General features: G+C 34.6%; 6 protein-coding genes. 1 reads left to right on the forward strand and 5 read right to left on the reverse strand.

Features of this window, described 5'->3' with window-relative positions; genetic code table 11:
• Positions 1-211: 211 nt before the first annotated feature.
• Positions 212-514: a hypothetical protein gene (locus NI464_RS15540; RefSeq protein WP_046128218.1), complete on the forward strand. Its 303-nt coding sequence runs from the start codon at positions 212-214 to the stop codon at positions 512-514.
• Between the two features lie 17 nt (positions 515-531).
• Here NI464_RS15540 and NI464_RS15545 read toward each other — a convergent pair whose 3' ends face one another.
• The 5 genes from NI464_RS15545 to mobQ form a co-directional block, all read right to left on the reverse strand.
• A complete protein-coding gene (locus tag NI464_RS15545) occupies positions 532-1,089 on the reverse strand; it encodes a TetR/AcrR family transcriptional regulator (protein ID WP_016165572.1) in 558 nt (185 codons plus the stop codon).
• On the reverse strand, positions 1,090-1,434 hold the full coding sequence (locus NI464_RS15550) for an SMR family transporter (protein WP_087090658.1): 345 nt from the start codon (positions 1,432-1,434) through the stop codon (positions 1,090-1,092).
• Between the two features lie 257 nt (positions 1,435-1,691).
• Complete coding sequence (locus tag NI464_RS15555; RefSeq protein ID WP_055414635.1) at positions 1,692-1,979, reverse strand: hypothetical protein; 288 nt, start codon at positions 1,977-1,979, stop codon at positions 1,692-1,694.
• Entirely contained in the window at positions 1,976-2,926 is a 951-nt protein-coding gene (locus NI464_RS15560; protein WP_055414634.1) for a replication initiation protein, read from the reverse strand. The genes NI464_RS15555 and NI464_RS15560 overlap by 4 nt, the downstream gene beginning before the upstream one ends.
• 678 nt (positions 2,927-3,604) lie before the next feature.
• A complete protein-coding gene (mobQ, locus tag NI464_RS15565; RefSeq protein WP_253139488.1) occupies positions 3,605-5,260 on the reverse strand; it encodes a MobQ family relaxase in 1,656 nt (551 codons plus the stop codon).
• Between the last annotated feature and the right edge of the window lie 129 nt (positions 5,261-5,389).

Below are 5,389 nucleotides of genomic sequence, written 5' to 3' on the forward strand. Positions count from 1 at the left end.
TTTGCTTTTGCTCTTTATTTCGATTTATCGAAATTACCAACATGTATATGTTGGTCAGGGGATTACAAAGGGGATTTACCCCTTGTCGCACCATTGGATGAAATCCAATGGCTAAGTGCGCCCTTCGGGAAAACCACGATAGCATGGGCTGTCTTGAATTTCAATTCAAACAGACCTATGCTTGAGGGGGATTCCTTGAGATGGTGATGGTATGAGTGTTGAAACTTTAGAGCAAAAAATTGCAAAGCAAGAAGAACGATTAAGACAACTAAAAGCACAAAAACAAGCTATTGCTGCTCGTGAAAAAAAGAAAAATTCTGATCGACAAAGAAAAGATGATACTAGACGTAAAATTCTACTGGGGGCTTGGGTTCTAAACAAACTGAAAAATGATGAATCTTTTAAGGGTCAACTAACCGATTTTGAAAAGTTTTTAAGCACGGAAAGTAAGACTGAAGAAAATAGGCAGAAAGATAAAGATCTTTTTAATGGATTTATTTGGGATAAGACCTAAATTTCGCATAAGAGATTTTATGTTAAATAGGTTCGATTAAGCAGATCGTCTTCTAATTTTGAACATTGCTCATCATCAATGACTCCGGTAATACTTTGTAGCCACAACCCATCTGCTGCTAAACGAAGTAACTCTAAATCAGGATGACTATCCGTTTCTGCATGTTGAGATAATCTATTTTTTAGCCATTCCATCCAAATTTTATTAAAGGTAGGCTCTGTGATCATAGTCATTGATAACGCTGACCAAGCAGAAACCACCCCATCTATTTGATGGATAAAAGAACTATGAATATAAGCTCGTGTGAATTTACCATATTCTGTTTGATCGCGTTTAATCAAGTATTCAACTGTTTGATCTAAATCAAGAATTATTTGATTGAACATTTCTTCTATCAAATTTTTTTTATTCGGGAAATGGTGAAATACCCCCCCTTTTGTTATACCTACTGCTGTAGCAATATTTTGAATAGAAACACCAGAAATACCCTTTTGAGAAACAAGAATAGTTGCCTGTTCAAGGATGCGCTTTCGAATAACCTCTGGTTGCTTCTTTTGTTGCCGAATTTCTTTCACTTAATGACCTGCTGATTGCGAAAATAAATTAATAATTATTACGCCAGATACGATAAAACCAATTCCAATTAAAGCAGGATTATCTAGTGTCTGTTTAAAAACAAAGTAGCTAACTACAGCAGTTAGAACAATCCCAACACCAGCCCATATAGCGTATGCGATACCTAAAGGGATTGTTTTAATAACTTGTGATAATAAATAAAATGCCGTGCTAAAAGAAATAAAGACCATCACGCTTGGAAAAAGTTTTGTAAACCCTTCCGATTTAACTAAAAAACTACTTCCAATCACTTCGGAAACTATTGCAAATCCAAGTAATACATAAGCGAGTAACACACTGTTCATAAGTAATCATACCTAAAATACCAATCGGAAGGTATGTTAAATTTTCAAAAAAAAATTATCAATAATTATTTTAGATTTTCTAAAATTAACATAATACACCTTATACGAAATGCTATTTTTTATTTCATATAAATCATAAGCTTATCGCATAGTAAAAAGCCCAACCACTACCGATTGGGCTTTTTTATTGATTTATCACGTTCCACGCCTATTCTTTGATCAATGTTTCACGGTTTTAATTAAATAAACTGAATAATTCAATCTGCACGATTTAAGCGATTATCTTGAATAAGATCATCCAATTTATCTTCTAAATCTTCAATCTTATATTTGAGCGATAAAATAGAATTTTTTAAACGCTCATTTTCAGGAGCATCAGGATTTTTTAATTGATTAAAAATTTCTAATAATTCGGTGCGATTAGTGCTTAACCTTTCAATGTCACTTTCAATAGCCATTCTTGGTGTCCACAGAGCAAGTAAACTTTGCTCATAGTCTTTGAGTTCTTGATGGCTCATTGCATCTAATTCAGCTCTAGTTTTCATGGTTTAAAATCCGTCTTGCTATGAAGAGCTTTAAAAATCCGCTTTGCTGTTTCCTCTCTTACACTTTTTGGATCTCGTAAGATGCCACTAATCCAAAGGGCAAAACTAGGATAGTCCTGGAAGTTACTTAGGTCTGATAGCTCAGAAAGTTTAGATAAAATAGCACTGTACTTGTTAATTTGAGCATCAGACAGGTTGCAGAACATATCTATTGTTTTTGGATCTCGCTCAGGAGCTATTAATTTTGGCTTAGATTTTTCTTTCACAGTGAACTTAAAGCCGACAACAGAACGTCCTTTTTTAACTGGACTATAGTCAACTGTTACATCGGTAAATTCATTAATTTCATCTAATGAGCTCTTCAAAACTCTTCGTTTTAAGTTCCTCAAATCTCTATAAGATTCTGGTAAACCAAACTCTGTAAACATTTCATCTAGCGTTAATTCAAAGCCATTTTTTGCCTGATTTTTTTTCGCTAAATGGTAAAAGTCTATTGAGTAGTCTTTTTTTAATTTTAGAACTACATCTTTTTTATAACGAGTGTATGGATTGTATTTATCTAAAATTTTCAACATCACTAAAACAATAGATGTAAACCTTAAAGATATCCCAGCATCTTCATAAGTAGCATCAATTACCCAGTTAGAGTAGACCTTTTTCCCCTTATCATTAACGTACGAAAAGGACCGATCTACTAGTTTTTTTGACGCATTTTCAATTTGTTTATAAGCAGAATTGACTTTGATACCACAGTCATCAGCAAATTGTTGAGCAGATATTAAGATTTGATCTTGTTCACTTGCATCGATATTTCTAGCAATCGGAGAAGCCATAATTAAAATTCTTTTTTCATCTACAGACATGCTTTTAAAGCATTCAGTAACTTTATTTTGAATAGCCATTGTTGTTACTGGATAAGATTTATCATAACTATTTTCTTTATTCATTCAGATATCAAACCTTATAAAAAATGAACATGATTTTTGTACCCTTATGAGAAAACAATGTACACCAATAAACATAAGGGTACAATAATTTATTTGTACCCTTTATCATGCTATTTGTACCCTTTAATCATGCTATTTGTACCCTTTTAAACGATAAAATCATGCTATTTGTACCCTTTATCATGCTATTTGTACCCTTTTAACGCTTGAAACTATTGCTGCATAAGGTTTTCAGAGGGTCTAAAAGCTTTTAAAAGCTTTTTAAAAATATAAAAGAGAATTCATACCAAAAGTGAGCTATTAAAACTGCCCTTGGTACTCGCTAAAGCTCGTACTCTATTGAAGCTCGTTTCTCTCGCTTCCTGGGGGCAGTTTTTTCTTAAGTTATCTAGAATTCAAAAAGCAAAACATCAATAATGCATTCGCTTTGCTCATGCTTTTTGAAAAGCAAAAACTTCATTGTGACGCTCGTAGACACTCGCTAAAGAAACTCTCTAATAACACCTAAAAAGCGGTTTTTCAGAGGGGGGAATAAGCGAACTTTCATTGTGACGCTCGTAGACACTCGCTAAAAGCTCTCATTTGAGGCCTAAGAGCTTTTACTCTTATAGACTATGGTTTCCCTACATTTTTAGTAAAAGTCGCTAAAACCCCCCGTTTTTTGCGTTTAAACAGGGTTTACCAAGGTGTGTAATCGTTATCATTGTCTTGTTCTGGCTTTTTAGGCTCATTTTTCTGCTGTTTTTCCAATTCTTGGCGTCTTAAAAATGCCATATGGTCTTGTTCTCGTCTTTCTTGCTCATAGCGTTGTTCTTGTTGTTCTCGTTCTTTACGCAACTGCTGTTCCCTCGATTCACGATCTTTTCGGTCATTTTCGAGCTGTATTGCTCTTTTTTTGGCAAATTCTTGCTCTGCTTCTACCTCAATTGGTTTTATAAAATCTGCACGCCATTTTTGGGTTTTCAGCTCTTCCATTTCTTTTGCGTATAGTCGTTTTTGTTTTTCACCATTTTGAGGACTAAAATATTTATTTCCATAGTTATCTTCCTCAAATATATAACTATTTCTGAGCTCTATGAGTTGAGTTCGAGTATATGTTTGATATTCACCTTCTCTACGTGATATTTCTGCAAGTTGATGATCTATATTTAAAATTTCATCATTTAGTTTGCGTTGTTTAACTGTAATGTTTGTTTCGTCAAATTTTTCAAAAGACTTTTTAGGCTGGAGTAGCTGATTTTCTTCTGCCCATTTATTTAACTGCTCAAAATATCTCTCTTTTTTTTCGATTTCACTCAGACCAGAGATATGCTTTTGGATATCTAGTTGGGTATTGTGTTGGTCGATCAAGTCATTTATTTGATTGCCCCATTTTGTTTTAAAAAATAAAGGCTCTTTTTTGCGTAGTTCTGAGATTTCAGAACTCATCGTGTCTAATTCTGTTGTTAATTTTGATAATTCTTCGTCTTGGAATTCAGAAAGTTTCTGAGAAATTTTTTCTAAATACTCAGCTTGAGAGTATTGAAACTGAAGCTCACTTCGTACTTTTTGAACAAGATCCTCAGATACTTTGATGTTTTCATCAAGTGCAATGACCTTTTTGATTTCTAAATTACGTCGCTTAATCTCATCATTTTTCAGACTAATTTCTGTAAATATCCCTCGTCTTCGCAGGTATGTCGCTTGAGGACCCTCGTGCTGAGTTGCTTCTAGGTCACTTTCCTGGTCTTGATAACTTCTGTGATCGACACGTTCATCAAATCCATTTTGTTCCAGGTGATGATTACATAACTCTGCAAATGATTCTCTCCAGTGGCTTACAGTTTCTGTGCCATTGTCACGACTGAAGTCCCTATATTTTTTTGCTGAAAAGTCACCATGCTCATTAATACTTCGGGTGGTGAACATAATGTGTGCATGGTAGTTACGTTCATCACTTCCACTGTCTGTATGCGGTGCATGAATAGCAGCGTCAACGATGACACCGTATTTTTTAACGAGGTTTTGGCAAAGTTCATTGAGCATTTTTTTACGCTGTTCAGCGTTTAATTCACTTGGAAATGCAATCTCAAATTCTCTTGCAAGTAATGCATCTTTTCTTCGTTCGGCTTTTTCTACTTGGTTCCAAAGTGTCTGACGGTTGAGTAACTCAGTATTTGTATTTTCAGGTGCATAGATTTTTGTAAATTCGACACCAGTTTTTCTTGTGTAGTCTTGTTCTTTTCCATAAAAATCGCATACCAATTTTTCACTTGAACGATATGCAGCACAAGCAACGGCCGATCGTCCATTACCTCTACTAATCGTTTTAACTGAAAAATGATATATCGCCATTTTGCTTTTGCTCTTTATTTCGATTTATCGAAATTACCAACATGTATATGTTGGTCAGGGGATTACAAAGGGGATTTACCCCTTGTCGCACTTAGCCATTGGATTTCATCCAATGGTGCGACAAGGGGT

The sequence above is a fragment of the Acinetobacter lwoffii genome, from assembly GCF_024129685.1.
GTDB lineage: Bacteria > Pseudomonadota > Gammaproteobacteria > Pseudomonadales > Moraxellaceae > Acinetobacter > Acinetobacter lwoffii_X.

Excerpts from the sequence above, each read along its gene's own strand:
- NI464_RS15540 (WP_046128218.1), top strand. The coding sequence starts at position 212 with ATGAGTGTTGAAACTTTAGAGCAAAAAATTGCAAAGCAAGAAGAACGA.
- NI464_RS15550 (WP_087090658.1), bottom strand. The coding sequence starts at position 1,434 with ATGAACAGTGTGTTACTCGCTTATGTATTACTTGGATTTGCAATAGTT.
- NI464_RS15555 (WP_055414635.1), bottom strand. The coding sequence starts at position 1,979 with ATGAAAACTAGAGCTGAATTAGATGCAATGAGCCATCAAGAACTCAAA.
- NI464_RS15560 (WP_055414634.1), bottom strand. The coding sequence starts at position 2,926 with ATGAATAAAGAAAATAGTTATGATAAATCTTATCCAGTAACAACAATG.
- mobQ (WP_253139488.1), bottom strand. The coding sequence starts at position 5,260 with ATGGCGATATATCATTTTTCAGTTAAAACGATTAGTAGAGGTAATGGA.